Source organism: Amycolatopsis sp. MtRt-6 (genome assembly GCF_017308975.1).
GTDB lineage: Bacteria > Actinomycetota > Actinomycetes > Mycobacteriales > Pseudonocardiaceae > Amycolatopsis.
This window is the reverse complement of record NZ_JADWPD010000025.1, coordinates 1-26,369: the sequence shown is the minus strand read 5'-3', so window position 1 is coordinate 26,369 and position 26,369 is coordinate 1. Positions and strand designations below refer to the sequence as shown.

Genomic DNA, 26,369 nt, shown 5'->3' with positions numbered 1-26,369 from the left:
AGAGGGTTATTCCTTGACACCGCTGGCCGCGACGCTGCTGACGAACGCGCGCTGGAAGGCGAGGAACACCACGAGCACGGGGAGGGTGATCATCGACGTGTAGGCCATGACCTCACCCCAGGCGGTGGTGTCCTGGAAGAAGTACTGCAGGCCGACCATGACCGGCCGCAGCTTCTCGTCCTGGACGACCATGCTCGGCCACAGGTACTGGTTCCAGGCAGGCAGGAACGTCAGGATCGCGACCGTGGCGAACGCCGGGCCCGACAGCGGCACGGCGATCCGGCGGTAGATGGTGAACCAGCCGGCGCCGTCGATCCGGGCCGCCTCGTCGAGTGCCGTGGGGATGGTCGAGAAGTACTGCGTGAACAGGAAGACGGAGAAGCCGTTGGCGATGAACGGGATGATCTGCACCTGGTAGGTGTCCAGCCAGCCGAAGTCGTACACGAGCTGCCCGTTCTGGAACAACAGGGTCGGCAGCTGGGAGACCCAGTAGACCATCGGCACCGCGATGGTCTCGAACGGCACGATGAGCGTGGCGATGATGACGCTCAGCACGACACCGCGGCCGGTCCAGCGCAGCCGGGAGATCGCGAACCCGGCCATCGAGTTCACCACCAGCCCCGCGGCCACGACCGCGACCGTGACGAGGACCGAGTTGAGCAGGAACCGCCCGACCGGCACCCGGTCGAACACTTCGGCATAGTTGCCGAAGCCGATGTTCCCCACCGGCAGGAACGCCCGCCACCCGCCGATGTCGGACAGGATCTGGCCGTCGGGCTTCAGGCTGGAGACGAACATGAACACCAGCGGGAACAGGAAGAAGACGGCGAGTCCGATCAGGACCAGGTAGGTCCAGACCCGGCGGCGACGGCGCAGCACCCGCTCGTCGGCATGTCCTTTGTGGATGGTCATGGCTCAGTCCTTGTCCCGGGTCAGGAAGCGCTGGACCAGCGCGACGATGAGCACCAGCACGAAGAACACCAGCGACAGGGCCGAGCCGTAGCCGATCTGCTGCTGGCGGTAGCCCATCCGGACGGCGTGGTAGACCAGCGTCGAGGTGGAGTCCACCGGGCCGCCCTGGGTCATCACGTCGATCTGCACGAACAGCCCGAGCGCGGCGATGGTGATGGTGATCAGGACGAACACCCGGGTCGGGCGCAGGCAGGGCCAGGTGACGTTGCGGAACTGCTGCCAGGCGCCGGCACCGTCGATCCGTGCCGCTTCGTACAGCTCCTGCGGGATGGTCTGCAGGCCGGACAGCCAGATCAGCATGTGGAAGCCGACCGCCTGCCAGATCGACAGCACGATGATCGCGGTCAGCGCGGTGCTCGGGTCGTTCAGCCACGCGGTGCCCTGCCAGGCGCCGAAGGTGATCGAGTCGATGAAGGAGTTGATCAGCCCGTCCGGCTGGTACATGAACTTCCACAGGATCGAGACCACGACGATCGAGGTCACGACCGGGATGAAGAAGATGGTCCGGAACGCCACCGCGCCGCGGATCTTCTGGTTCACCAGGATGGCCAGCAGCAGCCCGAACCCGGCCTGCACCGGCACGACGACGGCGGCGAAGCAGACCGTGTTCACCAGCGAGCGGAGGAACGCCGGGTCGTCGGTGAAGGCCCGGACGAAGTTGCCGAGGCCGGCGAAGGTGGTCGGCTCGGGTGAAGTGAGCCGGGCGTTGGTGAAGGACAGGGCGAATCCGAGGAGCACCGGGACGATCAGGAACGCCAGCAGCAACAGCACCGCGGGGGCGGCCATGGCCCAGCCGGCGCGGCGCGCGGACCGCCGTTCGTGGTGGACCTTGCGGCGGGAGACGGGTTTCGGGACCGCGCGCGCGGCGCGGGTGTCCGGCGGGGAGATCGCCGTCATGGAGGAACCTTCCCTCTCGGCCCGCCCGGCGCGGGCGCCGGGCGGGGAGCGACGAGCTGGTGTCCCGGGCCGAGCGCCCCAAGGTGGCCTTGGTTGCGCTCAACGCACCGAAGGCCACATTGGGTGCGTTCAACGCACCGAAGGCCACCTTGGGGCGCATGCCCGGGCCGGCGTCGGCGAGCCTGGGACTCGTGACGCTAGAAGCCGTAGCCGTTCTGGGACTTGATGTCGGTGTCGATCGCCCGCACGGCGGTGTCCAGCGCCGGCTTCACGTCGGCGCCGCTCATGATGTCCTTGGCCGCCTTCTCGAAGTTCGCGGAGATCACCGGGTAACCGGGCGTCGCCGGCCGGGCGAGGGCGAACTTCTGCGACAGCACGGCGAACGGGTGCAGCGGAGCGGTGTCGCCGAAGTACTTGGACGCCGCCGCGGCGGCCGTGGTGCTCGGGATGACGACCTGGCTGTCGGCGAAGGCGGTGAGGTACTTGTCCTGGAAGCTGAACTTCAGGTAGGCGCGGGCGCCGTCGGCGTTCGGGCAGCCAGCGGAAATGCCCCACTGCCAGGAACCGCCGCCGATCTTGGGCCCCTTCCCGAAATCGACCGGCGGCAGGATCAGCAGGTCGTCGCCGACGCTTTCGAGCGCGTCCTTGGCGTTCCAGACGCCGGTGTAGCTGAGGGCGACCTTGTTGTCGATGAACCGCTGGTTGCCGACCGGGCCCGCGTTGTCCGCCCAGCCGTTCTTGAACGCCTGCTGGAACCAGGTGAAGAACTTGACCGCGTCGGGGCCGTTCAGGACGCCGTCGGCGGACTTCATGGTGGCGCGGTCGATCAGGTCACCGCCGGCGCTCTGCAGCATCGGCGAGTACGCGTAGGACCACCACTCCCCCTTGTCGGCGGCGCCCAGGTCCAGCGGCGTGGGGTAGCCGTTGGCCTTCAGCTTCGCGACGGCCGCGTCGAACTCCTCGAGCGTCCACGGCTGCTCGACGGTCGGGATCCGGATCTGGTTCTTGTCCAGCACCGACTTCCGCGCGAAGATCGACAACGCCGCGTCCCAGTAGCCCGCCGAGTAGACGGTGTCCTTGTAGCGGCCGACGGTTGTCGGCAGCAGTGTCCTGATCAGGTCGTCCGGCAGGCCCAGCGGCTGCAGGTAGCCGGCCCAGGCCCAGTTCGGCATCACCGGGCCGTCCATGTCGAGCAGGCAGGGCAGCTTCCGGGACGCGGCGGCCGCGGTGACCGCGTCGTTGTAGGAACCCTGCGGGAAGTTCTGCTCGACGATCTTGTACCGGGTCTGGGAACTGTTGAAGTCGGCGATGATCCGCTGGTAGACCGCCAGCTCGCCGGGATTGCCCGCCGAGTGCGTCCACATGGTGATCTCGCCGGGCGCGCCGGCCGGTTCCTGGCTCGCGCGGGCGCAGCCGCCCAGCGCGAGCACTGCCGCTACCATGATGCCGAGGGATTTGCGTTTCACCGTGCGATCTCTTTCTCTGTTGCGGAGCGCGACCTCACCGTCGCCTCCGTGCCGGATGGCAGCGCCAACTGCCATGTGGAATGCAGTGAGAAGTGCGGTCCGCCGCCGGTCAGTCGCTGGACGCGGCGGGCGGCGGACCCACCGAAGCCCGGCGGATGACCGGGCACGGCATGCGGTGCGGGGCGGCCGGGTCGGCCGGCCGCAGCCCGAGCGCGACCTCCATGGCCCACCGGCCCATTTCGTAGTGCGGGAGCGCGATCGTGGTCAGCGGCGGATCGAGCTCGGCCGCGACCAGCTGCTGGTCGTCGTAGCCGACGACGGACAGTTCACCGGGCACCGAAAGGCCCCGGTGGTGCGCGGCCGCGTAAGCGCCCATCGCCATGCGGTCGTTGAAGCAGAACATCGCGGTGGGCCGGTGTGCCGCCGGCAGGTCCAGCAACCGCCCGGCGGCTTCCCGGCCCCCACCGGCCACCGGTTCGGCACGGGCGTGCAGCGCGGGATCCGGCTCGATCCCGGCCTCCGCGAGCACCTGGAGGTACCCCTCGTACCGCAGCGGCGAGGCGACGAGCCCGAACCGTTCGTCGGCGTCCAGGAAGGCGATCCGGCGGTGCCCGGCGGCCACCAGCTCCCGCACGGCGGCCACCCCGCCCGCCCGCTCGTCCGGGACGACCGCGGGCCGGCCGCCGTTCGCCGGGGCGCAGTCGAGCAGGACGGCGTCGCCGGGCAGGCCGTCCGGCACCTCGACCACGCGGTGGTGCATGCTCGCGTAGATCATGGCGTCGACCTGCTGGCCGCTCAGCGCGTTGAGCGCCTGGCGCTCGGCGGCGGGATCCTGCTCGGTGTCGACGAGGATGACGAGGTGCCCCTGCTCCCGGGCCACGTCGTTGGCGCCGGCCAGCATCCGCCCGGCGAACGGCGTGCTGGCGATCGTGTCCGAGATCAGGCCGACCATCCGCGTCTGCTGCGTCCGCAGGCTCCGCGCCACCGAGTTCGGCTTGTAGCCGACGGCCTCGGCGGCCGCGCGCACCCGCTGCTGAGTCTGCGGTGAGACGCGGGCCGCGTCCCGCCCGCTGAGCACCAGCGAAACGGTCGCCGTGGACACCCCCGCCCGGGCGGCCACGTCGGACATCCGCACCTTGGCCATCGCGGCGCCCTCCTTCCCTGGCTTCCGTTAATCGATTAACGGGAGGTTACGGGAGTATGCAGCCGGACAGTGCGCGAGTCAAGGTCTCTGGGCCGCCACCCTCGCGGCCGCGGTCGTCGAGCAGTGGCTCGACCGGTTCGCGCGGCAGGCGGCCGGGCCCACCCGCCGGTAGGGTTCCCGGCGTTCTCACCAGCCGGAGGCGGGCATGACTGTCGATGTGCGGACCGAGATCGTGATCGGCCTCCCGCGCGACCAGGTCGCCGGGTACACGATCGACCCCACGCACGCGCCCGGGTGGTACGCCAACATCGAGTCCGTCGAGTGGGAGACGCCCGCGCCGCTTGCCGTGGGCTCCCGGGTCGCGTTCGTCGCCCGGTTCCTGGGACGCCGGCTGGCCTACACCTACGAGATCGCCGACCTGGTCCCCGGCGAGCGGCTGGTCATGCGCACCGCCCAGGGCCCGTTCCCGATGGAGACGACCTACACCTTCGCCGACCACGGACCCACCGCCACGCGCGTGACGCTGCGCAACCGCGGCGAACCGAAGGGGTTCGCCGCGGTCAGCGGCCCGCTGCTGGCCGCGGCCATGCGCCGCGCCAACACCAAGGACCTGGCCACGCTCAAGGCCCTCCTCGAGCGGAACCGACCCGCCTGACCGCGCCGGTCGGCGGGGTGTCGTCCGGTCCGCGCCGCCCTACGCCCGGAACAGGTCCAGGTCGAAGACCCCCGCGATCGCCGCGTGGCCGGCGTCGTTCGGGTGGACGCCGTCGCCGGAGAGCAGCTCGGCCGGCATCGTCGTCGGCGCGGCCGGGTTGCGCAGGCCCGCGTCCAGGTCGGCGACCGCGTCGAACTCGCCGCTGTCGCGGATCCACGTGTTCACCCGCCCGCGGATGTCCTCGAACTCCAGGGTGAAGATCGGCGAGCCGCCGATCGGTGGCCACGTGCAGCCGACGACCCGCAGGCCGTGCCGGTGCGCGCGGGCGATCAGCATGCGGTAGCCGGTGACGATGTCCGCCGCCGTGGCGCGTTCGCTCTCCGGCATGCCCGGCATGAGGCCGAAGATCGCGTCGTTCACGCCCTCCAGCAAGATGAGCCAGCGGGCGCCGGGGCGGGCCAGGACGTCGCGGTCGAAGCGGGCCAGCGCACTGGCGCCCATGCCGTCGGTCTCGCGCAGGACGCGGTTGCCCGCGATCCCCATGTTGATCACCGCCCGGGGCGGGAGCCCGGCATCGGCGGCCAGCCGGCGGGCCAGGACCGACGGCCACGGCGCGTCGGCGTCGGGCGTGGTCTCCATGCCGTCCACCAGGGAGTCACCGAAGGCGATGACGGTGGCGGCTGTCGACGGCGCGAGGACGTCGATACCGGTGAGCCACAGGTAGGACCGGAACCCGGTGGCGTCCCGCAGCTCCGGCGCGGCGGCCTGGTCGCCCGGGGCGAGCCACGCCGTGCGCAGCCCGACCGGGTGGACCGTCGGGGTGACGTCCTCGCCGGGGAGGTACAGCGAGACGACCAGGTCGGTCTGCGGGGACACGTCGAGCTCGAGCGGGTCGGTGTGGATCAGCGCGCCGGTCGGCAGCTCCACCGTGTCGCGGCCGCCGAAGGTCAGCCGTTTCGCGCCGAGGAAGGCGCCGCCGACGCGGACCGGCGCGTGTCCGAAGGAGTTCGACAACGCGACGCGCACCGCCGTGCCGCCGACGGTGGGCCGGACCACCATCCGCACGGTCTGCGCGCTCACGGTCGTGGGCGCGGCGTCGAAGTCCGGCGCCTCCTCGTCCGGCAGCTCGGGCCCGCCGCCGAGCTCGGCCGCCCGCGCCAGCTGCTGCGCCGCGCCCCACGCGGCGATCCACCGGTTATCCATGATTTCAACCCTCCACAAGAGACAGTCTTCAGAACCAGCGCGTGACGGCTTTGCCGAAAGCTTCGGGATCCGGCTCGCCGGCCCAGGCGACGATGCCGTCCGGCCGGACGAGCACGGCGCCCACGCCGAGGTCGGCACGGGCCGGCCCGCTCGCGTACCGGATCCGGGAGCCGTGGCGGAGCGCCACGTCGCGCAGGCGCCCGCCGAAGTCGAGGACGACGCCACGGCCGTCCCGCATCAGCTCGCCGAGCCGGGTGCCGTCGGCCAGCCGGAAGTCCGGCGCGTTGTGGCCGGCCATCGGGTGTTCGCCGCCGAGGTCGTAGCGGATCGACGTCCCCGAGGTGCGCCGGAAGACGTACGTGGTGCCGTCGGCCGTCGCCAGCAGGTCGCGCACCACGGCCCTGATCGCCCGGGAGTGCGGGTCCGGCCGCATGACCGCCACCTGGGCACGGGACCAGTCGAGCACCTGCGCGCCGACCGGCAGGCGTTCGGCGGGGTAGGTGTCGAGCAGGCCGTCCGGCGCGTGCCCGCGCACGGTCGCCGCGAGCTTCCAGCCCAGGTTCAGGGCGTCGCCGAGGCCCAGGTTGAGCCCCTGCCCGCCCAGCGGCGAGTGGATGTGGGCGGCGTCGCCGGCCAGGAGGACGCGTCCCCGCCGGTAGGTGGTCGCCTGCATCGCCCGGTCGGTGAAGCTGGAGGCGAGCCGCACGTCCGTGAGCGTCACGTCGGTGCCGGACACGCGCCGCAGCACCGTCTGGAGGTGCTCGCGGGTCGGCGGCCGGGACCGGTCGTACGCGCCGCCGTCGAAGTCCAGCACGCCGAAGTGGCCGGGCTCGGGCATCGTGACGTACATGCCCGTCGCGGTCACGGTGAAGCCCGGGCGCAGCTTCTCCGGGTCGGCGAGCGTGGCCAGCGCGACATAGCCGGTGAGCTGCGGCTCGGTGCCGGCGAAGCCGAAGCCCGCGAGCCGGCGCACCGTACTGCGCCCGCCGTCGCACCCGACGAGCCAGCGGGCCGCGTACCCGTGCTCGCCGGCTCGCACGACCACGGCCTCGTCGTCCTCGGTGACGGCGGAAACCTCGGCGCCCCACCGGATCTCGACGCCGAGCTCGGCCGCCCGCCGCGCCAGCACCGTCTCCACCGCTTCGAGGCTGGTCATGATGCCGTCGAGGGCCGGGCCGGGCAGCCGGTAGGGCAGGGCGGCGAGGTCGACGCCGGCCGGGTCGAGGGGCGTGCCCGCGAAGTGGCCGACCGACCGCGGCGGTGCCGGCTCGTCCGTGCCGGGCACGTTGTCCACGCCCGACGCGGTCAGCAGCGGGTCCAGGAGCCCGCGACGGTGGAACGCCTCGACCGAGCCGCCCGACAGGCCACGCAGCCCGAGCGGGAAGCTCCGCCACGGGGAACGCGGCTCGGGCTCCCGTTCGAGGACCAGGACCGAGCAACCCGCGAGGCCGAGCTCGCAGGCGAGGAACAGCCCGACCGGGCCGGCTCCCGCGATCACCACGTCATGCACGGCAAACCTCCTTTTTCCAGGGACGCCACGAGGTTTCCGGCCGCGGCTCACACCGGGCGCACACGGCGCTCACACCCGGTTCGGGCCGGTGTGCGCAGGCGCGCGAAGATCGGTGGGTGGACGGGGACGCACGGCTTCGGGTGACGCTGCTCGGTGCCTTCCGGGTGTGCCGCGGCGAAGCCACCGTGCCCGTCCCCGGCGCGCGGTCGCAGGCGCTGGTGGCCCGGCTGGCGCTCGCCGGCGGGCGCCCGGTCGAGCCCGCTGTCCTCGTCGACGCGATCTGGGCCGAAGACCCGCCTGCCGACCCCGCCCATGCCCTGCAGGCCCTGGTCTCGCGGCTGCGCCGGGCCCTCGGCTCGGCCGGCGCCGTCGCGCAGGCCGCGGGCGGCTACCGGCTGGACGTGGCCCCGGCCGACGTCGACGCACTGCGGTTCGAGCAGCTCACGGCCACCGGCCGGGACCACCTCCGTGCCGGCGACCCGGCGGCGGCCGCGGCCGCGCTCGGCGAGGCCGTGGCCGGATGGAACGAGCCCACGGTGGTCGCGGCGGCGGTCGCGACCCGGCTGACCCACCTCGCGATCGAGGCCGTGGCCGACCTCGCCGACGCCGAGCTGTCGCTGGGCCGGCCCGAGGCGGCCGCCACCCGGCTGACCGCCCTGCTCACCGAGCACCCGGTCCACGAGCGGGCGGCCGCGCTGCTCATCGACGCGCTGGCCGGCCAAGGCCGCCAGGCCGACGCGCTGGCCTGGTACGAACGGGTCCGGGCGGCGCTCGCCGACGACTTCGGCACCGACCCCGGCAGCGCCCTGCGGGAGCGTCACCTGCGCCTGCTGCGCGACGAGCGGCCCGCCGTCGGCGCCCCGAAGGCGAGCACCCTGCCGGCACCGCTGACCAGCTTCGTCGGGCGGGACGAAGACCTCGCCCGGATCGACGCGCTGCTCGCCACCGGCCGCCTCGTCACCGTGCTCGGCCCCGGCGGCGCCGGCAAGACCCGGCTCGCGCTGGAGGCGGCCCGCCGGCACCGCGGCGAGTATCCCGGCGGCGCCTGGCTGATCGACCTCGCGTCGGTCACCGAGCCGGCCAAGGCCGGCGCGGCCGTGCTGGCCGGCATCGGGGTGCGCGGTGGCGCGATGTTCGACGCCAGGACGCGGGCCGGCGGCGACGAGCTCGACGTGCTCGTCGACCGGCTCGGCGGCCGGGAAAGCCTGCTGCTGCTGGACAACTGCGAGCACCTCGTCGACGCGGTGGCCCACCTGGTCGCCGCGCTGCTGTCCCGGTGCGCCGGGCTGCGGGTGCTGGCCACCAGCCGCGAACCGCTGGCCATCGACGGCGAAGCGCTGGTGCCGCTCGGCCCGCTCCCCCTGCCCGAGCCGGACGCGGACGTCGAGCAGGCCCGCCGTACCGCGTCGGTGCGCCTGTTCACCGAGCGCGCGGCGGCCGTGCGGCCCGGCTTCGCCGTGGACGAGGCGAACCTCGCCGACACCACGAAGGTGGTCCGTGGCCTGGACGGCCTGCCGCTGGCACTGGAGCTGGCCGCCGCCCGCCTGCGGACGCTCGCGCTGCCCGACCTGGCGGCCGGCCTGTCCGACCGGTTCCGGTTGCTCGCGACCGGCAGCCGGACCGCCGTGCCGCGGCACCGCACGCTGCGCGCGGTCATCGCGTGGAGCTGGGACCTGCTCGACGCGGGCGCGCGGACGCTCGCGGAGCGGATCTCGATCCTGCCCGGGGGTGTCACCCGCGAGTCGGCGGCCGCGGTCTGCGCGGGCACGGCGGTGCCGGCCGACGGGATCCCGGAGCTGCTCGCGGACCTGGTGGACCGGTCGCTGCTGCGGCTCGCGCCGGAGACCGGCCGGTACCGGATGCTGGAGACGATCCGCGAGTACGGCCGGGAACGCCTCACCGAGCAGGACGCCCTGACCACGGTGCGAGACCTGGCCGCGGGCTACTTCGCCGAGCTGGTCGCACAGCACGACCCGCTGCTGCGCGGCCCCCGGCAGCTGACCGCGTTGCGGGTGTTGCGCGCCGAGGACGACAACGTGCTGGCCGCCCTCCGGCACCTCCTCGACACCGGAGACGCCGACGGCGCCATCGGGCTCGCGGTGAACCTCACCTGGTACTGGCAGCTGCTCGGCCGGCACACCGACGCGGCCTCCTGGCTCGGCGAGGCGGTTTCGGTGCCGGGTGGGCGGCCGGGCGTGGCGCGTGACACCGCCGAGCAGGTGCTGCTGCTCAACAGGTTCGCCACGCAGGCCCCGCCGCCCGACTGGCGCGAGCAACTGCGGGGACTCACCTTTCGGTTGGCGGGCGCACCGGAGCTGCCCTTCGGCGGCGCGCTGGTCGCGCTCCGGGTGGCCACCATGCCCGAATCGGGTGCCTCACCGGAGATCGTCCAGCAGTTCGTCGACGGGCCCGACGAGTGGCTGGCCGGGCTGGCACACCTGTACCGGGCGCAGTTCGCCGAGAACGCGGGCCGGCTCGACGTCGTCCGCGACGACGTCGCGGCCGCCTTGGAGATCTTCGCCCGGATCGGCGACCGCTGGGGGCTCGCGACCGCGTTGCCGCTGCGCGCCCTGCTCCGGCAGTACGACGGCGATCTCGACGCCGGCCTGGCCGACCTGCGCGAGGCCCGGGCGTGCGCGGCGGAGTTCGGCGCACTGTCCCGCAGCGACGAGATCTTCATCGACCTGCGCTGGATCGACCTGCACATCCTGCGTGGCGAGAAAGAGAAAGCGGCCGAGCTGATCGCGGCAACCCGCGAGCGCCCGGTCTCCCCCGAGACGGCGATCCTGCTGGACGCGCTGGAAGCGGACCTGTGGATCCGGATCGGCGCCCCGGACCGCGCCCGTGAGCGGGTGGAGTCGGCGGAGGCGGGCCTGTCCGCGCACCCCCCGTTCGGCGGCGGTCACGAGCAGGCACTGATCGGTGTGGCCCGTGCCGCGCTCTGCCTCGAGGCCGCCGACGGCCCGGGCGCCGAAAAGGCGTTGCACCGGGCGTACGCGGCAGCGGTCGGCAGCAAGGACATGCCGATCCTGGCCACGGTGGCGGTGACGGTGGCCGGCGTGGCCGCACTGTCCGGGCACCACCACGACACGGCGGCCCTGCTGGGCGCCGCGGCGCGCCTGCGCGGAGCACATGACCGTACCGACCCACGGGTCCGTGCGTTGAGCGAGCGCGGCCGGAGTGAGCTGGGCGAGCAGGATTTCGCGGCGGCGTATGAGAAAGGCTGGCGGCTGACGACGCTGGCGGCACTGACGGCGGTCGATCCGGGACGGCTGGGGACCGACCGCGGTCGGCGCTAGGCCAGCCGCTCTCGCGGGTCACCTGCTGCGCACGGCCTTGACGCCGTCCAGGCACGTCGAGCCGGCCGTGATGTCACGGTACGGGTAGCCCTCGCCGGCGTTGGCGAGGAGCTTCTCGCGGACGGCGCGGACGGCCGGTCGAACGGCGGGCGGACCCATTTTCCGGCGACCGCCATCCGGCAGAACCGATTACTCCGCGTGCCGGACACTGCGGCATTCAGGTCATTCGCAGGGCATTCGGCTGACCTTCGGCGGCATCGCCCCATTCTTGTTCTCCGATCGGCGCGAAAAAAGATAAGGTGCCGGTCTTCGCGGGGGAACGGCGAAGAGCGAATGGCGCCCGAGGGGGACCTATGTTCGTGGGCCGGACGTCGGTCCTGGAGCTGATCGGCGAGCTGACCGAACCACGCGGCGACCACGCTCCGGCCGGTCCGCGGCCGATCGTCGTGCTGACCGGGTGCGGTGGTTCCGGACGCACCGCGATCCTCGAGGAGGCGCTGCGGACCTGGCGCGACAGCACGGCTTCCGTGCTGGTCCAGCCGCTGACACCGGACGGCGACCGGACGTCGCTGCGCCCGTTGCTGACGTCGATCATGCTCGGCCTCGGGGTGGGCGTCCCGGGATATCGCGTCACCTTTCCCCGTTCCCTGGTCGCCCAGCTGGCCATCAGTGCGGATTTCGCCGGACTGCCACCCGGCGACCACCTGATCCGGCTCCGGGAACGGCTCAACGAATACAAGAGGAAACCCGCGCTCGACAGTTTCCTCACCGAACTCGCCCACGATTCGTTCGCCCTCGTGCACGTCCAGGTGCCCGGGCTGTCCGACCTCGTGCCGCGGCTGGCCGCGGAAGTCACCCGCAGCACGCTGAATCGCCTGTACCGCGGGCGCCGGCTGATGCGGTTCTCGTGGGGCGACGCCGTGGACTGGTTCCGGCACCAGGACCAGGACTTCGCCCGGAACGCCGAAACCACGCTGATCGAGCTCAGCGCCCGGGCCAAGAGCGCCGACCCGCTGGTCCGCCGCAGTGTGGACGAAGTCCTGGTCGCCGCGTTCCTGGCCGACCTGCGTCACAGCCACGCCCGCGTCCGGGGGCGGGCGCCGCAGATGCTGCTGCTGCTGGACGACGGAGACGTCCCGGAGACGATGGCCTTCGTCCGCTCGCTGCTGCGCGTGCGCCAGGCGATCGCCGACAGCAGGCCGACGCCGGGGAACCGGCTGCCCGATCCGCTCACCGTCGTCACGACCAGCGCGGGGCCGGCCGCGGCGGGCGCGGTGCCGTGGCCGGGCACCGATCCGGTGGCGGGCCCGCGGGTGCGGGTCGACGTCACCGACCTGAGCTCCACCGAAGTGCTCCAGCTGTCCCGCGGCCACGACTGGACGACGTCGGAGCGCACCGCGAGCGTCGCGTTCCGGCTCACCCACGGCCACGCGGCCGCGACGGAGTTCGTGCTGCGCCGGCTGGGGGAAAACCCGCGGTTGCTCGACGATCCGAGCGCGCTGCTGGACGGCACCGGCCCGGACGAGGACGGACCCGTCGACCGGCACCTGCTGCGGATATTCGTCCGCGACCTCGACGCCCACCGGCGGCCGGACGACGCCTCGGTCGAGGCGCTGATCACGCTGTCGGCCGCCCGGACCTGGCAGGAGGCCGGGGCGCTCGTCGCCCTGCTGCCACCGCCCTTCGACCTCGGCTCGCCGCTCTACGCGTCCCCGACGTTGTGGTCCGCCGCCGGCGACGGCGAACGCCGGCTCCACCCGCTGGCCCGCTACCTCGGCCTGCGGGCGCTGGCCGCGCGCCCGGACGCGCAGACGGGCTGGGAAGGCGTTTTCCGGCTCCTGCGCGGGAAAACCCACCCGGACGACCAGGCCGGGCGGTGGCACCACGAGCGGATGCTGGGCGGTCGCGGGAAAGTCGCGGACGAACTGGCCGCCCAGCTGTCCGAACGGCCCGCCGCGGAGTGGCTGGAGCTGTTCGACGCCGTGGTCGCCACCCCCGACCCGCGGGTGACCGACCCGGCGGAGATCAGGGGCCTCGGCCGGCCGCCGACCCCGGCCGGGCACACCGACGCGCTGCTCGGCATCGTGCCCGCGCTGGAGCGCGACCCGTGCGTGACGCGGGTCGCGGACATCACCGCCCTGCGGAGACTGGCCGCCCACGGCTTCCGCAAGCTGGCCGAAACCGCGGGGGTGACGGACAGACAGCCGTTCCTCGACCGGGCCGACCGCTACACGACGGACAGCAGCTGGTACTGACACTGTCCCGAAAGGACCGACTTTGCCTTCCCGCCACCGATGGCTGATCGTCCCCGAGCCGAACCGGCCCTTCCCGCACCGCTGGACGGACTGGCTGCGGCTGACCGCCACGCTCGTCGTCGCGCTCCTGGTGGCGGGCGGCCTCGTCTTCCAGCAGCCGCTGCAGCGGTCGGTCACCTGCGGCTGGTTCGACGGCTCCGCCTGGTCGGCCGGCGGCGAATGCGTCGGGCTCAGCGACGGCTCGTACGACTTCGGGCTCGACCGCTTCGCCGCCGTGCTGCGCGTGATCGAGCAGCAGAACGCGGCCGCCGCGGACAAGTGCGATCCCCAGGGCACCCCGGCGACCGTCGGCGTGCTGCTGACCCTGACCGACCGCAACGCCGGCGGGCGCGCGGTGCACGAGCTCGAGGGGATGGCCGCCGGGCAGCGGCAGGCCAACGACACCGGCTGCCTGCACCCGATGCGGCTGGTGGTCGCGAACGTCGGCGCGTACGGACCGGACAACGAAGCCGTCGAGGTGGCCCGCGAGCTGGCCGAAGACCCGGAGGTCGTGGCGGTGGCGGGGCTCGGGCTGAGCCAGCAGCGCTCGGCCGAGGTGGCGGACCTGCTCGCCGAGGCGAAGATCCCGATGGTGTCCGACCTGATCACCGCCGAGGGGTTCGACCAGACCGGTTCCCGCGACGACCAGCCGGACTTCCGCGCGTGCGACCCCGACATCACCTACCCCCGCGGCATCGGGAAGGACTACTTCTACCGCGTCGCCTACCGCAACGCCGTCCAGATCGAGCAGCTCGCCGGGGTGCTGCCGGGCCGGCCGGACTTCATCATGGTGCCCACCGGCGGCTCCGACCCGTACACGTGCACCGCGCTGCCGGTGATGCAGCGCCGCTTCGGCGGCAAGATCACCGAAGTCAAGTTCGACGCCGACGAAGCGAGCACGGTCCCGCTGACCGCCCAACGGATCTGCGGAACGCCGAAGGACGTCGAGGTGCTCTACATAGCGCGCGGCGCCGACCTCGCCCGCTTCCTCTTCAGCCTCGACGAAGCCTTCCTCGGCGGCCGGTGCGCGGCCACGTCGGTCACGGTGGTCAGCACGTCCGACGGCCTGCGCGTCCGCTCACCGGAGGACAACGCGATGCTGGAGGACCTGCGCCTGCGGGCACTGCGCTCCCAGAGCTTTGCCGACGGCAGGATCAGGCTGATCTCGACGCTCGTCTCCGGCGCCGACCGCTTCCGCGGCGACAACCCGGGATTCCGCGACCTCGAACGGGCCTTCGCCGGAGCGGGCTTCGACGCAACCCACCTCGACGACGGCTGGGCGGTCAACGGCTACGACGCGGTGACGACGATTTCGGCGGCGCTGCGGACGCTCCCCTCGGCCAAGCCGGTCCAGCGCAGCCAGGTGAACACGGCCATCAGCGGATTTTCGTCGAGCGGCCAGGCGGTGGCGGGCGCGGGCGGCCCCATCACGTTCGACAACAGCGGCAACCGCGCCGACGCGGGACCCCCGGTGGTTCGGGTGTGCCCACCACCCCCGCAGAACGGCGACCAGCCGGCGCGCGCCCCGAGCACGGTCGTCAAGCCGGGAACCCCGCCCACCTGCTGACCGGCGGGTGGTGCCGCGACCGGCGCGCGGCCACCCGACGTAACCGCCAGACGGCCGCGGGCGGTAGCCCGTCCGTCGCAGTGGGCGGAAATCCACCAGGTCGCAGGGGAAATCGCCAGCGGTAACCAGAGCCGCCGAGCCTGGACACCCGGCTACCGTTCGTGGTTAACCTGGATTCCGTGCAGTGTGCCGATCCCCTTCCCGCCCCGGTGCGTGGTGGTGTGCTCGGCGTGGCCACCGCGGCGATCGGGATCTCGGCGCACGTGGCCGGCGGTGGTGCGGTCCACAGCGCTGGGCTGACCGTCGGCGTCGCCGCGCTCGTCGCCTGGGCCGGCACCGCGCCGGTCGGCCGGCACCGCGGTCCGGCCGCCGTGGTCGGTGTGCTGGCGCTGGGGCAGGCCCTGCTGCACGTCACCCCCGCGCCCCCGCCCGGGCTCGGTCACCCGCACCCGCCGGCCGGTTCCGGTCTGCCGGCCGTGCTGGCCGGCCACACCACCGCCGTCCTGCTCGTGGGGCTGCTCCTGGCCTGGACGGACACCGTGGTCCTCGCGGCCCTGCGCATCGTCCGGGGCGTCCTGCGCCGGCTCCGGGCGACCGTTCCCGCGCACGCGCCGCTGTGGGTGGCCGTCGTGCCCGCCGTTGCGCGTGACGGCGCCAAAGAAGTCCTCCTGCGCCGGGCCCGCTCCCGGCGCGGGCCGCCGTGGCTCGCCTGACTTTTCTCCCGTACCCGCCCGAATCCGGCGGTCCCTGCCACGCATCACCCACACCACGAGGTTTCCGCATGCCCAGTTTGCTGTCCGAAGCCGTACGCCGGGCGAAACGCTCGGCTCGCCAAGCCGAAAACCTGTTCCACCGGGCGCTGGCCACCGCCGGCGCCCGGCAGCCCGAATCACGGATCTCCGCCGACGCCCAGGACTACTGGCGCCACTCCGCCGACGCGACGTGGCGTGGCAACTCCCACTGGCGCGACGCGCCCGTGTTCGGCGGAACCGACCTGTGGCACCGCATCGGCGCGGAGCACCTCGAACTGTTCGACGCCGGTGCTCGCATGTGCGGCTTCGACCGCCCCTGGCACCGCGTGCTCGAATGGGGCTGTGGCGGTGGAGCCAACGCAGTCCACTTCGCCCCCCGCGCCGAAGAGTTCGTCGGCGTCGACATCTCCGCGGAAACCCTCCAGGAGTGCGCGAAGCAGGTCGGCGCGGTGTGCGACACGCCGTTCCGGCCCATCGCCATCGACGTCGCGGACCCGGAGGCCGCCGTTGCGCGCATCGACGGACCCTGCGACGTCTTCCTGTCCTGCTACGTCTTCGAGCTGGTCCCGACGCCGGAATACGGGGAGCGCCTGCTGCGCATCGCCCACGACGTCCTCGCGCCCGGCGGGCTGGCGCTGATCCAGATCAAGTACTCCGACGGCCGGTGGCGCACCCGGTCCCGGCGCCGCGCGTACCGGCGCGGGCTCGCCGAGATGACGACCTACCCGATCGACGAGTTCTGGCAGCTCGGCCGGCGCTGCGGGTTCACGCCGAAAGCGGTCCACCTGGTGCCACGCAACGAGCTCGACGAGCGCTACGCCTACTTCTTCCTGGCCCGCGAGCCGGAGGAGCGAAAGTAACGAAACGATAACGCCTTGAACCGCTTGTCTGAATTGCCCGTTTCAGCCTACGTCGGGACCAGTGGCCGGAGGTCCGGACCTCCGGCCGCTCCCCCGGGTCCCGCACGTCCGGACCGGACGTGTCGCTGGTTGCTGCCCGGGCCGCGCCTTACCTTGCCGCGCCCGGGAAAGACCGAACGAGGTGAACAACTCCATGCCCCGAAACCCCGCCACGGGCCGGCACCGCATCAGCCGCCGCACCAAGATCGCCACGCTCGGCCTGAGCCTGGCGCTGGCCGTCGGCGCCCTGGTCGTCGCCACCACCACCGGCGGCACCGGCACCGCCGGTGCGTCCGAAGTGGACAAATCGTTCTTCGTCGACATCACGACGGTGCCCAAGGGCACGAACGTCAACCAGGCACTGCAACGCCAAGGCGCCCGCGGCACCTTCACCGTGGACTGCGGCCGCAACGAGAACGGCCACTTCAACCCCGACAACTTCATCGCCCAGCCCGGTGTCCGCAACGGCGCCGAGCACCTGCACGACTACGTCGGCAACCTCTCCACCAACGCCGACTCCACCAACGAGAGCCTGGCCAAGGCCGGCACCACCTGCAAGAACGGGGACAAGTCGACGTACTTCTGGCCGGTCGTCCGCATCGACACCGAGGAGGAGGAAGAGAACCCGCCCCCCAAGGACGTCGCCGGCGATCGCGAGCAGGCGAAACAGGAGAAGGCCGGGACGCAGGTCGACTGCCCCGACGTCGCCAGCAAGCTCGCCGACGTTCCCGACCCGGCCGCCGCCGAGGTCGAGCGCAACCTCGACCTGCTGGACACCCAGGTCAAGGAGGCGAACACCCGGATCGCCGGTGGCGACCTGAAGTCGGAGCAGGACATCCGCAACGCCGTGCTGAACCCGCTTGCCGACAAGCGGAAGGCGACCCTGGACCGCATCGGCATCGCCATCGGCCGGACCGGGGCGAAGCCGGCGGACCTCGGCGGCCTGGCCGCCTGCGCCCTGAAGAAGAACGGCCAGGGCGGCCTGGACAACGGCGGCGGCAATAGCAACGGCAAGCCCGCCGAGCTGCCGGGCGTCAACGAGGACAACGAGATCGGCGGCAACGAAGGCGAGATCCAGCGCGTCGAGCGGGCCGACCTGACGTTCACCAGCGGCGGCGCCCGCAAGGTCGTGGCGATGCCGCAGTTCCTCCGGATCCTCTACGGCGACGCCAAGCAGAGCACGAACGGCCCGGCCAACGCCCGGCCGAGCTGGACGTGCAGCGGCTTCGAGGACCGGCTCATCGACAAGTACCCGATCTGCCCCGAAGGCAGCAAGGTCAAGCGCATCCACGCGTTCCCGAACTGCTGGGACGGCAAGAACATCGACAGCGCCAACCACCGCTCGCACATCGTGTTCGCCGACCAGCAGGGCCGCTGCCCGCAGGGCTTCAAGAACGTCCCGCAGCTGCGGATCACGTTGACCTACAACATTCCCCGGGACGTGCAGGTCAACGGCCAGTACAAAGTGGACGCCTTCGAGCAGGAGAAGCACGACCCGCGCTCGGACCACGACGACTTCGCCAACGTCATGGGCCAGCGCCTGATGAACCAGGTGGTCCGCTGCATCAACAGCGGCAAGCGCTGCTCGCAGTGACCCCTGCCGCGCGCGGGCCGGACGGCCCGGTCGGGTTCGACCGGGCCGTCCGGCCCCAAGGCAGGAACCCTAGTGGTCGTTGAGGTAGTAGTGCTGGCTCGAGTACTGGTAGTTCGGACCGAGGTAGATCCCGACGCCGATGCTCCAGTTCTCCGGGAGGTTGTGCGTGCCGCCGTCGGAAGCTCTGGCCGTGGCGCAGGATCCCAGTCCGCCGGAGGCGGTGAGCGTGTAACGGGTGTCGTAGGCGCCCGGAACCGAACTCTGCTCGACGGAGATCGTGGCCCGGGGAGCGAGGCCGTCGGACGCCGTGTCGCAGAGGGAGACGACGTCGCCGTTCTCCTCGACGTAGATGGTGCCACCGTTTCGGCTGTCCGTGGTGGTCCACGTGTGGTCCCAGCTGCCGCCGGGCGGGTCGACGGCCGCCGAGGCCGGCGTCGCGGCCAGCAGTGTGCCGCCGGCGACGAAGGCGGTCGCCGCGACCAAAGCCGCGATCTTGTTACGCATCTTGTGACTCCCATTCTCACTCTCGCAGAGCGAATTCTGCGCGAGCTGTGTTTGATTTCCGCGATCCGGCGCCACCGCGCGAACAATCGGTGAATCAGCCGGAAATACGAACCCCAGTTACCGAGGGTGCCGGAATCGCCCCCAGCCGGCGAGACACTCTCGTCCGGCCGACGGTGCCAGCTGTGACCGAACGACGTCAAGCGGCCTGAAAACGTTTCACCCCTGCCCGAAGGGTCCCCGAGAGCGGTAACGCCTGCGAGCCATGCCACTACCTGCGGAATCAGCACCACAGAGGGAGCAACGCGCCGAGCCGGCCGCCGTCGTGGAGCGGCTCGCGTGGCAGGCCGTGCGGGAAATGCCGGGGCTCGAAGAAGCGCCGAACCCGGGCCGGACCTGCCGGACGCGGACCAGCGTCGGATCTGGCCGGCCGCACTCACTTCGCTGCCGGCCATCAGGGACAGCGCAGAACGGCTCGCCGCGCCCGCCGCAAGTGCCGCACTGGTGGACGCGCACGCGATCGCCGCGGACGCCGGCGCCCTACCAGCCGGACGTGGCGCTCCGGGTGTTCGCCGAAGCCCAGAACGACGACTGACCACGCTCGGTCACCGCCGACCTCGGCCTCCTGCTTGGTCAGCCGGCACAGGAAGAAGGGGCGTCGGACTACAGCGTTCCTCACCCCCGCTGATGTGCCGGCCCACCGCCGGCCACCGGCCGGGTCACCGCCGGTGCCGGGCGAAGGATGGACCACCTCGCGCGCACTACTTGACGATCTCCGTCAAGCTGTGGAGACTAGCTCTCGTCAATCGATCGAGCTATCTGGGGCATACCGGGAGATTCCTGTGCTACCCACCCTGACGTCAGGCGTCAAGCACCCCACACCACTGCCGGACGATCGACCTAGGGGGATGCTGTGCGCATGGAGATTCCCACTTGGAGCGTCCTGACCGCGCAGCTGCTCTCCCTGGCCGAAACCCGTTTGCTCGACCCGCTGGAAATCCTGCTGGAATCGGAACTGGAATCGGTCCGGTCCCGGCTGGCCGAGCGGGCCGGGGCGTGGGCGGCGCACATGCTGGGCGCGGACGCGGAACTCGCGACGCGGACCGCCATCCGCCTGGTGAGCGTCCTGTACCCCGGTGACGGGCCGTTCGATCCGCCCGCCGAGTGGTGGCGGACGCCGCTCGGGATCGTCGTGGCCTGGCGCGCCGGGCACCCGGGCGCCGACGCGATCTCCTACGCCGTGGCCGGAGCCATGCTGGGGGTTTCGAAGCAAGCGGTGCACGACCTGGTGAACCGCGGAAAACTCGACCGTCACGCCGACGGAGGGGTCACCACCGCCTCCGTGCACGACCGGATCAGCCAACGCGCCACCGGTGGCGTGCGCGCACAACGAAGAGGGGCCGAGAGTGAGTCACGAAACTAACGCCGCGGCGGCGGGACGGCTGCGGCTGGCGGACGGCGTCAGCGTCAACCGCGTGGGCTACGGCGCCATGCAGCTGCCCGGCCAGATGGTGTGGGGGCCGCCGGAGGACCACGACGCCGCGATCGCCGTGCTCCGGCGCGCCGTCGAGCTGGGCGTCGACCACATCGACACCAGCGACGCCTACGGCCCGCACGTGGCCAACGAGCTGATCCGCGAGGCGCTGGCCCCCTACCGCGAGGACATCGTCATCGCGACGAAGGTCGGTGTCGAGCGCGACGAATGGAAGTCGTTCAACGCCGCGGCCTCCCCCGAGTCGCTGCGCGACCAGGTCGAGGAGAACCTCGCGCGGCTGGGCAAGGGCGTGCTCGACCTGGTGTACCTGCGGGTCGGCGGCGACGGCCTGATGTTCCCCGACGAGTCGACGTCCTTCGCCGACTCCTTCCAGACCCTGGTCAAGCTGCGTGAGCGTGGCCTGATCAAGAACCTCGGCCTCAGCGGCGTGACCGTCGAGCAGATCGAGGAAGCCCGCAAGCAGGCGCCGGTCGTGTCCGTGCAGAACCGCTTCCACCTGCTCGACCGCGCGGCGGAGGTGCTCACCCACTGCGAGCAGAACGGGATCGCGTTCGTGCCGTACTTCCCGCTCGCGGCCGGCATGCTGAAGCCGGGGCTGGACAAGTCCCGGCTGCCGCCGGGCATGGGCCCGACCGACGAGCAGGAGAAGACCCTCGACGGCGTCGCCGAGCGCACCAACGCGAGCCGCACGCAGGTCGCCCTGGCTTGGCTGCTGGCCCGGTCGCCGTCGATCCTGCTGATCCCCGGCACGAAGAACGCGGCCCACCTCGAGGAGAACATCGCGGCGGCCGGCCTCAAACTGTCCGATGAGGACATCGCCGAACTCGGCAAGCTCGCCGGCTGACCGCCCCGGTCGAGCCCGGGATCAAGGCGGGCAACCTGATGGGGTGAACGACTCGTACCGGGTAACGCATCGTTCACCCCACCCCGATTCACTCCGTCCTCAGTGGACGGTTGCGGCCGTGGCGATCCGGCTCAGGCGACCGGCAGGCGGATCCCCAGTGACTCGCGGTACCAGTCCGCCGCCTCCGCCAGGCGGCGGCCGAAACCCGGCCCCGGGGAGACGCCGGTGCGGTCCCAGATGCGGCTGCTCTCGTACCAGTGGTCCTGCGTGAGCAGGGAGTACTGGTGGTCGCTCAGCGACGGCAGTGCCACGCGCGTGCGAGCGCGGTGTTCGGCGAGCGGCAGGTCCGCGACCGGCACCGGCAGGCCGAGCAGCTCGCACATCGCGGTGACCAGCCCGCGGACCCGGACCGGGTGCGGGTCGGCCACGTGGAAGACCTCGGCGCCACGGCGGGGCCGCGGGTCGAGCGCGAGCACCGCGATCGCCGCCGCCAGGTCGGCCACCGCCACCAGGGACGTGCTCGCCGCGCCGCCCGCCGCCCAGGCCGGGACCGCCCGGATCCAGCGGGCCAGTACCGGCACCACGTGGCGGTCACCGGTGCCGTAGATCAGGTGCGGCCGCAGCACGGTGCCGCCGGCCGCCAGCACCAGGCGCTCCCCCGCCAGCCTGCTCCGGCTGGTCGGCGACGCCGGCTCCGTCGCCAGCCCGGCCCCGCCGGCCGGTTCCGCCGCGCCCCGGTGGACGCCGTCGCGGTAGACCGCGCACGTGCTCAGGTACACCACGTGCGCGGTGCCCGCGCTGCGGGCCTCCGCGAGGATCTTCGCCGTGCCGTCCTCGTTGACGGCGGTGCACAACGCGGGCTCCCCGCCCACCTGCGACGCGAGGTGCACCAGGCTGCCGATCCCGGCGCACAACCCGGCGAGGCTCGGCGCGTCGGTGAGGTCACCCCGCCACGTCGTCACACCGGCGTCCGTCATCCACGCCGGCACCGGGCCCCGGACGAGGACGCGGACCCGTGCGCCCATGCCACGCGCGACCAGCTCGCGCAGCACCGCGGTGCCGATGAAGCCGGTCGCACCCGTCACCAGGATGTCCGTCGACTCCCCGGCACTCACGACAAACGCATCCCCAGCGTGCCGTGCGCGGCCGTGGCGCCCTTCTGCCGGATGTCGACCCGGACGGTCTGCAGGCGGTCCGGTCCGGCGGAGTCGGCTTCGGCCACCAGCCGGCAGTCGGAGTCGAACTCCACGTAGGTGTCGAACCGGAAGTCCGCGTGCGCGGGGATGGCGTGCGGGTCGCCGACCGCCAGCAGGGCCGCCTGCCGCGCGCCTTCGATGAGCGCCATGCCCGGCACGTGGTCGACCGCGTGGTCGAAGAGCACCGCGTGGTCCGGGTCGCACCGCAACGACCAGGTGCCGTCCGTCGGTGTCGCCGCCACCAGCACGTCCTCCGCGCGGTCGCGGCCGACCGACGCCGGGGCGACCGCGGGCAGGATCGCCGCCTGGAACGGTGTCGCCGCGAAGTGATCGCCCCGTACCCGGCGGTAGACCGCCGGGGAGACGCAGCGCCACTGCTCCGTGCTCGTACCGATCTGCTGGCCGTCGCGGAAGCATTCGACGTCCAGCCGCATGCCGCCGACGTTCTTGCCCCGGTACTCGATCTCGTGCGCGCTGACCCGCAGGACCACGTCGACCGGCCGCCCCAGCGTGGCCAGTCCCGCCTTGTCGACCGAGTACGTCTTCCCGTCGGACAGGAAGCTGTGGCTGATCGGCACGCCGTAGGCCCGGTGCGCGATCAGCAGCGCGGCCTGGCGGACCGTCTCCGCGTACAGCATCGGGTCGTGGAACTCCGGCGTCCTCGGTCCGAAGAAGCTGTGCCGGCGCGGCCACTGCGCGCCGACTTCGAACCGGTCTTCCCCGAGGATGTGCAGGTCGGTGACGAAGACTTCCGAGACCGCCGCGCGGTGCACGAGGCTCCGCGGGATGGTCTGCTGGAAGTCGACCGCTGTCGTCGCCGGCCTTCCGTCGATCTTGGTTTCGGGTATTTCGAGCGCAGAACCTTGAATCACCGTGCTGACCATGACGGTCCTCCCAGAATGATCTACCCCAGTACCCCAGTACTCCCCCCATGACATTTGTAGCCGAATCGGTGGGTGAAAACCATACCAACCGAGCGGTTTTTTTCACTGGCCTTCCCGCGGCGCGGGACGTAGAGTGGGCACGTTGACGCAACGAACCCGGGTGCGGCCGGATGGTCCAGTGTGGATCATCCCGGCGACCGGTGAAAGGAGTTGAGGTGGCTCGCCAAGAGCGTGCGGAGCAGACGCGGAACGCGATCCTCGAGGCCGCGGCCTCGCGGTTCGACGCGGTCGGCTTTCTCGGTGCGAGCCTGTCGGAGATCCTGGCCGAGGCGGGTGTCACGAAGGGCGCGCTGTACTTCCACTTCAAGTCCAAGGAAGATCTGGCGGACGCGCTCATCGACGAGCAGTTCACGGTCTGGGAACCCCTGTCCGCGATCGAGGAGCCCGGGCTGCAGACGGTCATCAACCTCACCCAGGGGATGGCGGCCAGCCTGCTGTCCGACGTCCGGGTCCGGGCCAGCATCCGGCTCGTCATCGAACACGGCTCGTTCATCACGCCGGCGGGCAACGCGTACAAGCGGTGGATCGACACGATCCACGGCTGCCTGCTCGCGGCGAAGGCGGCCGGCGACCTGCGCAAGGAGATCAACGCCCACGACCTCGCGCACTACGTGGTGGGCTCCTTCACCGGGGTCCAGCTGAGCTCGCAGGTGCTGACCGGGCGGTCGGACCTGCTGGAACGGACCACCTTTATGTGGACCACGATCCTGAACTCCGTGGTGCCGCCCCGCCGGCTGCACCGGTTCAACCCGATGGGCACGCCCAGCACCAGGGAACCCGCCACGGCTTGAGACACGGGAAAACGGGGCGGCACCGGCGGTGCCGCCCCGTTTTTCTTGCCCACGGCGGAAGGCCGTCCTCAGTCACCCACGCCGCGGGCAGCGGGCCGCCGCGACGACCGGTCGGCGAGCTCGATCAGCTGCCACAACTTCGCCAACGTCGCGGCGAGGCCGGTGTCCGGCACGACGATCCGGCTGGAAACGACGGCTTCGAGGCCGACGCACGTGACGACCACCAGCAGCTCGGCGGCCTCGGGCGGCACGCCGGTGCCGAGCTCGCCGCCGGCCTGCGCGTCGGCGACGTACTGGCGGACCTGGGCCAGCCAGGCGTGGGAGAACACCACGAACCGCTCGTCCGCGGACCCCATCTCGCGCGCCATGCGGAAGCTGGCGCCGACCTTGGGATCGGTGTCGAGCCAGCGCATGAGGGCGCGGCTGAGCTCGGCGAGGCGCCGCAGGGCGGGCCCCGGCACGACGAGCTGCCTGCGCACGTGCTCGTGCAGCACCCGTACCGCGGCGCCCTGCACCTCGGCACAGATTTCGTCCTTGGAGGAGAAGTGGAAGTACAGGCCACCCTTGGTGACTCCCGCCGCCTGCGAGATGCCCACCATGCTGGTGGCCGCGTAGCCGTCCTGGTGCAGCAGCTCGGCCGCGGCTTCCAGCAACAGGCGCCGCGTGTGTTCCGAGCGTGCCTGCTTGGTCACCGTCGCCCCCCTCGCACTCGACCTCACCGGACGCAGGGTCCCGCGCCTCCTGGTCGACCATAACATACCAACCGCCCGGTTTACAAACTTGAGGAGCGCGAAATCCGCCCCAGGCAAGCGTTTTCGACCTTGATCGACCAGAAAAAGACCAACCTCCCGGTTTTGTGTTGGAAACCGGGAGGTCGGTTTGGTACGCTTCCCGTTGTGGGACCGGGCACACGGGCGCTGGACACACTGGGGGCGCCGGGCCGGGCAGTCCCGATCGACGCGGACTCCGGAGGGTACTGGCATGAAATACGAGATACTCGGGCAACTGGCAGTCGGCGGACGGCCCGGCGTCAGCGCCCCGCGCGCACGCAAGGTCGAGACGCTGCTCGCCGTCCTGCTGGCCAAGCGCAACCAGGTGGTGACCACCGAGCAGCTGATCGGCGAGCTGTGGGGCGAGCACCCGCCGGCCCGGGCCAGCGCCGCCCTCTACGTCTACGTCTCGCAGCTGCGCAAGCTGCTGCGCGGCACGGGTGACGACGCGGACGACAGTCCCGTCGTCACCAGCCCTCGCGGTTATTCGCTGCACGTCGGGCTCGACGAGCTCGACGCCGACCGGTTCACCCGCCTCTACCAGCACGGCCGGACCCTGTACCGGGACCGCGGCTACAAGGAGGCCGCGGCCGTCCTGCGCGAGGCCGCGAACCTGTGGCGCGGCGAACTGTTCGGCGGCTTCATCGACTCGCCCGACGTCCAGGCCTACGCCGCCCTGCTGGAGGAGAGCCGGCTGGAGTGCCTGGAACTGCTGATGGAGACCGAGCTGCTGATCGGGCGGCACCGCGAGGTCGTCGGACAGCTTTCCGCGCTGGCGAAGGAGCACACGCTGCGCGAGACGTTCTACGAATTCCTGATGACCGCCCTGCTGCGGTCGAACCGCCGCGCCGAGGCGCTGGAGACCTTCGCCTCCGCCCGGCACCACCTGGTCCAGCAGCTGGGCATCGAGCCCGGCAGCTCGCTGCGGAAGCTGCACCACAGCATCCTGGTCGGCGAACTGTCCGACGCGGTCTGACCCGGCCCGCGTCCGGTCCCAGCGGCCCGGTCCACCGCCACGAGCGGGGACCGGGCCGCCGTCGTTCCGGGTCCGGCGGCGGGCCGCCGCCGGTTCAGCTCCGATACAGCGAGACAGCCGGTCCGCCGCACACCACGGGCTCGCCGTACCAGCCGCCCCAGCGACTGTCGAGCGCCAGTTCGGCCAGCTCGGCCATGAGGTCCAGCTCCGCGGGCCACACATAGCGCAGCGGCACGCGGGCGTCGGCCAGGAACAGCGTCTGGCGGACGCGGTCCTGCCCGGTGACGAGCGGGTGGGCCGCCCAGCCCGCCGGGTCCGGGTGATACCCCTGCACGACCAGCGCACCCCCCGGACGCAGCCGCGCCGCGAGCCGGCGGACGAAGCCGACCTGCTCCCGTTGGACGAGGCACCGCGAGAGGACGTCCGAACCCGCGTAGACGACGTCGAAGCGCGTGGTGGGCGGGCTGTCGAAGCCCGCCGCCGTGACGGCGCACCCCTGCGCCCCGAGCGCGTCCGCCACCGGGCCGCCCGGGACGAGCACGCGGGGGTGGCGGGCGACCCGGCCGGCGACCTCGGCGAGGAACGCCGCGGCGCCGGCCG

Annotated in this window: 22 protein-coding genes and 1 pseudogene; 11 read left to right on the top strand and 12 right to left on the bottom strand. The window is 72.1% G+C overall.

The window, feature by feature from the left end:
• Positions 1–6: 6 nt before the first annotated feature.
• From I4Q55_RS34005 to I4Q55_RS33990, 4 genes are all read right to left on the bottom strand, one after another.
• Positions 7–912 carry a carbohydrate ABC transporter permease gene (locus tag I4Q55_RS34005; RefSeq protein WP_206793866.1) on the bottom strand — a complete coding sequence of 302 codons (906 nt, stop codon included), beginning with the start codon at positions 910–912 and terminating at the stop codon, positions 7–9.
• Positions 913–915: 3 nt separating this feature from the next.
• Positions 916–1,869: a carbohydrate ABC transporter permease gene (locus I4Q55_RS34000; protein ID WP_206793864.1), complete on the bottom strand. Its 954-nt coding sequence runs from the start codon at positions 1,867–1,869 to the stop codon at positions 916–918.
• 197 nt (positions 1,870–2,066) lie between these two features.
• Positions 2,067–3,335, bottom strand: coding sequence for an extracellular solute-binding protein (locus tag I4Q55_RS33995; RefSeq protein ID WP_307793387.1), 1,269 nt, complete (start codon positions 3,333–3,335; stop codon positions 2,067–2,069).
• A 109-nt stretch (positions 3,336–3,444) separates the two neighbouring features.
• Positions 3,445–4,479, bottom strand: coding sequence for a LacI family DNA-binding transcriptional regulator (locus tag I4Q55_RS33990; protein ID WP_242547292.1), 1,035 nt, complete (start codon positions 4,477–4,479; stop codon positions 3,445–3,447).
• Between the two features lie 205 nt (positions 4,480–4,684).
• On the opposite strand from I4Q55_RS33990, the gene I4Q55_RS33985 reads away from it, so the two are divergent.
• On the top strand, positions 4,685–5,134 hold the full coding sequence (locus I4Q55_RS33985) for an SRPBCC family protein (RefSeq protein ID WP_206793862.1): 450 nt from the start codon (positions 4,685–4,687) through the stop codon (positions 5,132–5,134).
• A gap of 39 nt (positions 5,135–5,173) precedes the next feature.
• Here the strand turns inward: I4Q55_RS33985 and I4Q55_RS33980 are convergent, their stop codons facing one another.
• Positions 5,174–6,337 (bottom strand): SGNH/GDSL hydrolase family protein, encoded by a 1,164-nt coding sequence (locus tag I4Q55_RS33980; protein WP_206793860.1) that lies wholly within the window; start codon positions 6,335–6,337, stop codon positions 5,174–5,176.
• A 28-nt stretch (positions 6,338–6,365) separates the two neighbouring features.
• A complete protein-coding gene (locus I4Q55_RS33975) occupies positions 6,366–7,847 on the bottom strand; it encodes an FAD-dependent oxidoreductase (protein ID WP_206793858.1) in 1,482 nt (493 codons plus the stop codon).
• Positions 7,848–7,963: 116 nt separating this feature from the next.
• On the opposite strand from I4Q55_RS33975, the gene I4Q55_RS33970 reads away from it, so the two are divergent.
• A complete protein-coding gene (locus I4Q55_RS33970; protein ID WP_206793856.1) occupies positions 7,964–11,146 on the top strand; it encodes a BTAD domain-containing putative transcriptional regulator in 3,183 nt (1,060 codons plus the stop codon).
• A gap of 18 nt (positions 11,147–11,164) precedes the next feature.
• Here I4Q55_RS33970 and I4Q55_RS33965 read toward each other — a convergent pair whose 3' ends face one another.
• Positions 11,165–11,305 carry a hypothetical protein gene (locus tag I4Q55_RS33965; RefSeq protein WP_206793854.1) on the bottom strand — a complete coding sequence of 47 codons (141 nt, stop codon included), beginning with the start codon at positions 11,303–11,305 and terminating at the stop codon, positions 11,165–11,167.
• A 194-nt stretch (positions 11,306–11,499) separates the two neighbouring features.
• On the opposite strand from I4Q55_RS33965, the gene I4Q55_RS33960 reads away from it, so the two are divergent.
• From I4Q55_RS33960 to I4Q55_RS33940, 5 genes are all read left to right on the top strand, one after another.
• Entirely contained in the window at positions 11,500–13,401 is a 1,902-nt protein-coding gene (locus I4Q55_RS33960; RefSeq protein WP_206793852.1) for a hypothetical protein, read from the top strand.
• Between the two features lie 22 nt (positions 13,402–13,423).
• Positions 13,424–15,007 (top strand): ABC transporter substrate-binding protein, encoded by a 1,584-nt coding sequence (locus tag I4Q55_RS33955; RefSeq protein WP_206793851.1) that lies wholly within the window; start codon positions 13,424–13,426, stop codon positions 15,005–15,007.
• A 179-nt stretch (positions 15,008–15,186) separates the two neighbouring features.
• Complete coding sequence (locus I4Q55_RS33950; RefSeq protein WP_206793849.1) at positions 15,187–15,720, top strand: hypothetical protein; 534 nt, start codon at positions 15,187–15,189, stop codon at positions 15,718–15,720.
• 68 nt (positions 15,721–15,788) lie between these two features.
• The gene (locus tag I4Q55_RS33945; RefSeq protein ID WP_206793847.1) at positions 15,789–16,619 is read left to right on the top strand and encodes a bifunctional 2-polyprenyl-6-hydroxyphenol methylase/3-demethylubiquinol 3-O-methyltransferase UbiG; all 831 of its coding nucleotides are present in this window, start codon (positions 15,789–15,791) and stop codon (positions 16,617–16,619) included.
• A 193-nt stretch (positions 16,620–16,812) separates the two neighbouring features.
• Positions 16,813–18,252, top strand: coding sequence for a DUF1996 domain-containing protein (locus I4Q55_RS33940; protein WP_206793845.1), 1,440 nt, complete (start codon positions 16,813–16,815; stop codon positions 18,250–18,252).
• Between the two features lie 69 nt (positions 18,253–18,321).
• Here the strand turns inward: I4Q55_RS33940 and I4Q55_RS33935 are convergent, their stop codons facing one another.
• Complete coding sequence (locus tag I4Q55_RS33935) at positions 18,322–18,756, bottom strand: hypothetical protein (protein WP_242547291.1); 435 nt, start codon at positions 18,754–18,756, stop codon at positions 18,322–18,324.
• A 916-nt stretch (positions 18,757–19,672) separates the two neighbouring features.
• On the opposite strand from I4Q55_RS33935, the gene I4Q55_RS33930 reads away from it, so the two are divergent.
• Both I4Q55_RS33930 and I4Q55_RS33925 read left to right on the top strand, forming a co-directional pair.
• A complete protein-coding gene (locus I4Q55_RS33930) occupies positions 19,673–20,176 on the top strand; it encodes a hypothetical protein (protein WP_206793843.1) in 504 nt (167 codons plus the stop codon).
• Positions 20,160–21,092: an oxidoreductase gene (locus I4Q55_RS33925; RefSeq protein WP_307793386.1), complete on the top strand. Its 933-nt coding sequence runs from the start codon at positions 20,160–20,162 to the stop codon at positions 21,090–21,092. Before I4Q55_RS33930 ends, I4Q55_RS33925 begins: the two co-directional genes overlap by 17 nt.
• A 131-nt stretch (positions 21,093–21,223) precedes the next feature.
• Here I4Q55_RS33925 and I4Q55_RS33920 read toward each other — a convergent pair whose 3' ends face one another.
• Positions 21,224–22,207, bottom strand: a complete 984-nt coding sequence (locus tag I4Q55_RS33920; RefSeq protein WP_307793385.1) for an NAD-dependent epimerase/dehydratase family protein — start codon at positions 22,205–22,207, stop codon at positions 21,224–21,226.
• Positions 22,204–23,160 carry a ScbA/BarX family gamma-butyrolactone biosynthesis protein gene (locus I4Q55_RS33915; RefSeq protein ID WP_307793384.1) on the bottom strand — a complete coding sequence of 319 codons (957 nt, stop codon included), beginning with the start codon at positions 23,158–23,160 and terminating at the stop codon, positions 22,204–22,206. Before I4Q55_RS33915 ends, I4Q55_RS33920 begins: the two co-directional genes overlap by 4 nt.
• Positions 23,161–23,387: 227 nt before the next feature.
• Between I4Q55_RS33915 and I4Q55_RS33910 the strand changes: the two genes are divergently transcribed.
• Positions 23,388–24,023 carry a ScbR family autoregulator-binding transcription factor gene (locus I4Q55_RS33910; protein WP_307793383.1) on the top strand — a complete coding sequence of 212 codons (636 nt, stop codon included), beginning with the start codon at positions 23,388–23,390 and terminating at the stop codon, positions 24,021–24,023.
• A gap of 68 nt (positions 24,024–24,091) precedes the next feature.
• Here the strand turns inward: I4Q55_RS33910 and I4Q55_RS33905 are convergent, their stop codons facing one another.
• Positions 24,092–24,715, bottom strand: a complete 624-nt coding sequence (locus tag I4Q55_RS33905) for a ScbR family autoregulator-binding transcription factor (RefSeq protein WP_307793381.1) — start codon at positions 24,713–24,715, stop codon at positions 24,092–24,094.
• A gap of 289 nt (positions 24,716–25,004) precedes the next feature.
• Between I4Q55_RS33905 and I4Q55_RS33900 the strand changes: the two genes are divergently transcribed.
• Complete coding sequence (locus I4Q55_RS33900) at positions 25,005–25,769, top strand: AfsR/SARP family transcriptional regulator (protein ID WP_206793835.1); 765 nt, start codon at positions 25,005–25,007, stop codon at positions 25,767–25,769.
• Positions 25,770–25,863: 94 nt separating this feature from the next.
• Here I4Q55_RS33900 and I4Q55_RS33895 read toward each other — a convergent pair.
• Positions 25,864–26,369 (bottom strand): annotated as a pseudogene (locus I4Q55_RS33895) (hypothetical protein); the annotation flags it as partial.